At 64.0% G+C, this 3,682-nt stretch carries 6 protein-coding genes; 5 read left to right on the forward strand and 1 reads right to left on the reverse strand.

Features of this window, described 5'->3' with window-relative positions:
* The 3 genes from EN943_RS35945 to EN943_RS35955 all read left to right on the forward strand — a co-directional run.
* A partial coding sequence (locus tag EN943_RS35945; RefSeq protein WP_206522882.1) for a PfkB family carbohydrate kinase occupies window positions 1-480 on the forward strand: 480 nt, incomplete at its 5' end.
* Between the two features lie 102 nt (window positions 481-582).
* The gene (purE, locus tag EN943_RS35950) at window positions 583-1,080 is read left to right on the forward strand and encodes a 5-(carboxyamino)imidazole ribonucleotide mutase (RefSeq protein WP_063169171.1); all 498 of its coding nucleotides are present in this window, start codon (window positions 583-585) and stop codon (window positions 1,078-1,080) included.
* The gene (locus EN943_RS35955; RefSeq protein ID WP_127416488.1) at window positions 1,077-2,156 is read left to right on the forward strand and encodes a 5-(carboxyamino)imidazole ribonucleotide synthase; all 1,080 of its coding nucleotides are present in this window, start codon (window positions 1,077-1,079) and stop codon (window positions 2,154-2,156) included. Before purE ends, EN943_RS35955 begins: the two co-directional genes overlap by 4 nt.
* Before the next feature lie 6 nt (window positions 2,157-2,162).
* On the opposite strand, the gene EN943_RS35960 is transcribed toward EN943_RS35955, so the two are convergent.
* Window positions 2,163-2,585 carry a lysozyme inhibitor LprI family protein gene (locus tag EN943_RS35960; protein WP_127416489.1) on the reverse strand — a complete coding sequence of 141 codons (423 nt, stop codon included), beginning with the start codon at window positions 2,583-2,585 and terminating at the stop codon, window positions 2,163-2,165.
* Window positions 2,586-2,826: 241 nt separating this feature from the next.
* On the opposite strand from EN943_RS35960, the gene ykgO reads away from it, so the two are divergent.
* A complete protein-coding gene (gene ykgO, locus EN943_RS35965) occupies window positions 2,827-2,952 on the forward strand; it encodes a type B 50S ribosomal protein L36 (protein ID WP_006327841.1) in 126 nt (41 codons plus the stop codon).
* A 109-nt stretch (window positions 2,953-3,061) separates the two neighbouring features.
* Window positions 3,062-3,667, forward strand: coding sequence for a hypothetical protein (locus EN943_RS35970; protein ID WP_127416490.1), 606 nt, complete (start codon window positions 3,062-3,064; stop codon window positions 3,665-3,667).
* Window positions 3,668-3,682: the final 15 nt, after the last annotated feature.

A 3,682-nucleotide genomic window follows, 5' to 3' on the forward strand; every position in this document is an offset into this window, starting at 1 on the left:
CTCCTGCTGCAGAACGAAGTGCCGGAAGCCGCCAACATTGCCGCCGCACGCGCAATCAAAGCACGGGGCGGTCGCGTCGTGCTCAACGCGGCCCCCGCGCGCAAACTCTCCGAGGAGTTGATCGCCCTGGTCGACATATTGGTGGTCAACGCCATCGAGGCGGAGTTCCTGGCCGGCGTGGCGGTGGTCGAGACACTCGACGGTGCGGCGCAGGCCGCACGGCTAATGGCCGATCTCTATCCGGTAGCGATCGTCACGGCGGGTGGCGAAGGTGTCGCCTGTTGCGATCGGACCGGCAAGGCCTTTGCTCTGCCTGCCATCCCGGTCAAGGTCGCCAGCACGCATGGCGCCGGCGATGAGTTCGTTGGCGCGCTGGCCGCGGGGCTTGCCCGAGGAGAGACCATGCGGGCAGCCATCACCGCCGCCAACACGGCTTCGGCCTTGCTGGTCTCGACGCCAGAGGCCGATCGCGACATCTGACCGGCTGGTTTCCGTCTTGCCGGACCGCAGCAGCGGCCGCCTATCCTTGCGGCTTCGCGCGAATTCCGCTAAGGCGCGCCTTTGTCGCCGGGGAACACGGACTTGGACGATCAACGCGCCGACGTCGCCATCATCATGGGCAGCCAGTCCGACTGGGCGACGATGCGCCATGCCGCCGAAACGCTGGAAGCACTCGGCATCCCGCACAAGCGGCTGATCATCTCCGCGCACCGCACGCCAGACCGGCTCTATGATTTTGCCAAGGGCGCCAAGGCAGCGGGTTACCAGGTGATCATCGCCGGCGCCGGCGGTGCGGCGCATTTGCCCGGCATGACGGCGGCGATGACGCCGCTGCCGGTGTTCGGCGTGCCAGTGGAATCGAAAGCGCTTTCCGGGCAGGATTCGCTGCTGTCCATTGTCCAGATGCCGGCGGGCATTCCCGTTGGAACGCTGGCCATAGGTAAGGCTGGCGCCGCCAACGCAGCCCTTCTGGCCGCCGCCGTGCTGGCCCTGAACGATGACAGCCTTGCCGTCCGTCTGGACGCTTGGCGCGCCGCGCAGACCGCCAAGGTAGCTGCCGAACCGACGGATACGCCGTGAGCCTGCCCGCCGGATCGACCATCGGCATCATTGGCGGCGGCCAGCTCGGCCGCATGCTGGCTGTTGCTGCCGCCCGCCTCGGCTACCGCACCGTGGTGCTGGAGCCGCAAGCGGATTGCCCGGCCGCACAGGTCGCCAACCGGCAGATAACAGCCGCCTATGACGACCCGGCCGCCCTTGCCGAACTGGCAGCGTCGAGTTCCGTCATCACTTACGAGTTCGAGAACGTCCCGGTCGCGGCGGCCAGCGCGCTGGCCACCAAGGTTCCGGTCTATCCGCCGGCGCGTGCGCTGGAAGTGGCGCAGGACCGGGTGGACGAAAAAACATTCCTCAACGGCATCGGCATTGCCACCGCCGATTTCCACGCCGTCGACAATGATGACGAGCTGACGGCGGCGCTGAAAGCATTCGACGGCAGCGGCATCCTGAAGACGCGCCGCATGGGCTATGACGGCAAGGGCCAGCGCGTCTTTCGCAACATGGAAGCCGGCGGTTTTGCCGGCACATGTGAGGCGATGGGCAATGTGCCGCTGATCCTGGAGTCCTTCGTGCCGTTCGAGCGCGAGATATCGGTGATCGCGGCGCGTGGGCTGGACGGTGCGGTCGTCGCCTATGATCCAGCCGAGAATATCCACCGCAACGGCATTCTCCACACATCGACCTTGCCGGCCGCCATTATGCCGGAGACGGCGCAAGCGGCCCGAACGGCCGCATCGAAGATCCTGTCGGCGCTGAACTATGTCGGCGTCATCGGCGTCGAGTTCTTCGTGCTTGCCAACGGCTCGCTGCTGGCCAACGAGATCGCGCCGCGCGTGCACAATTCCGGCCATTGGACGGAAGCCGCCTGTATCGTTTCGCAGTTCGAGCAGCATATCCGCGCCATCGCAGGCCTGCCGCTCGGCAGCCCGGACCGCCATTCCGACTGCGTGATGGAAAACCTGATCGGCGACGATGTGCTGCGTGTCCCGGAGCTTCTCGCCGAGCCCGATCTGATGCTGCATCTCTACGGCAAGGCCGAAGCGCGGCCCGGCCGCAAGATGGGTCATTTCACTCGGATCAGCCGTCGCGCCTCATAAGGCTGCCTACTGCAAATCGTCGCTCTCGTCCTCGCCTGGATTGGCGCAACTCACATCGCCTTCCTCGCAATTGGCCGCGGCAGCGAGCTGCTTGACGCGATCATTGGTCAATCTGGTCAGGCATTGCGAAACTTCCATCGAATGGATCGATCCGCCTTCGCTGGCGGCGGTGGAATGCGCGCACTCGGCATCGCGAAAAGTGATCCAGGCGCGTTGCGCCACCTGCAGCAGTCTCTTGCCGCCGGCATCATCCGAGTTGGTGAGGTTCTGATAGGCCTTGTTGAGCTTGGCGTCGGCCGCCTGATAGTCTTCGCCGGCACAGATGTTCATCATCTGCTGGCTGTCGTCGCTGCGGTCGCATTCCTGCGCGTGAGCAACCGAAGCTGCCGCCAGCAGGACAAGGCAGGCGGACAGGAACATTCGGCGCATGGTTCTCTCCAAATCACTTCACGGCGGCCGCATCATCCCAGCCGGCCCAGGGCCGCACAATGCCGCAAGGCCGACATGGCGGATAATTGATGACAGGGATGATTCACAGCCGCTATGGAGCACGCTTGCGGTTGACAGGGACAAGGCTCCTCGTTTATGAGCCTCCCACAGTTCAAAGGCGCGTCTTCTGGCGCGCCTTAAAATTTCGACCCGGACCGGGTCCGCACCGACAGGCAAGACCATGAAGATCAAGAATTCGCTCAAGGCGCTGAAGGCGCGTCACCGCGACAACCAGCTGGTTCGCCGCAAGGGCCGCGTCTACATCATCAACAAGACCGCCCCGCGCTACAAGGCACGTCAGGGCTGAGCTTTTGGCTGGAGGCGTTGCCTCCGCCAGTTGATGCTTGTCGCCGGCCTGCCGGCTTCTCACGCTAAAATCACTTTGATGTTCCGCCGCCCGGGACTAGAGTCCGGCGATGCGGATTCTTTTTGCATTTTTGACATCTCTGCTTGTTTCCGGCGTCATTTATGGCCCGGCATGGGCGGATGATGCTGTCGCGCCGCCGGCCACCCAGGACGCGCCGCCCGCCGCAACGACGAAACAAGGCCGCCTCGACCAGCTGTTCAGCGACCTGAAACGCGAGCGCAACGAAAAGGCGGCCGAGCGCATCGCCGGCAACATCTGGAGCGAGTGGTCGCAATCCGGCAGCGCCTCGATCGACCTGATGATGCAATGGTCGCAAAAAGCCGTCGAGGGCCAGAAGTTCGACGTCGCACTCGATTTCCTCGACCAGGTGGTGACCTTGCAGCCGACCTATGCCGAAGGCTGGAACCGGCGTGCCACCGTCCATTTCATGATGAAGAACTACGGCAAGTCGATGTCCGACATCGACCATACGCTGCAGCTCGAGCCGCGCCATTTCGGTGCGCTGTCCGGCCTGGCGCAGATCATGGCGCTGACCGGCCACAAGCAATCGGCGCTCGAGGCCTGGCAAAAAGTGCTGGCCATCTATCCGATGATGCGCAGCGCCCAAGACCAGGTCGGCACGATTTCGGAGGAACTTGCCGGTGAAGGCATTTAAGGGATTAGGCAGTAG

The sequence above is a fragment of the Mesorhizobium sp. M7A.F.Ca.US.006.01.1.1 genome, from assembly GCF_003997935.1.
GTDB lineage: Bacteria > Pseudomonadota > Alphaproteobacteria > Rhizobiales > Rhizobiaceae > Mesorhizobium.

Bases quoted from the DNA above. Each gene is read 5' to 3' on its own strand.
- EN943_RS35960 (WP_127416489.1), bottom strand. From the start codon at position 2,585: ATGCGCCGAATGTTCCTGTCCGCCTGCCTTGTCCTGCTGGCGGCAGCT.
- ykgO (WP_006327841.1), top strand. From the start codon at position 2,827: ATGAAGATCAAGAATTCGCTCAAGGCGCTGAAGGCGCGTCACCGCGAC.
- EN943_RS35970 (WP_127416490.1), top strand. From the start codon at position 3,062: ATGCGGATTCTTTTTGCATTTTTGACATCTCTGCTTGTTTCCGGCGTC.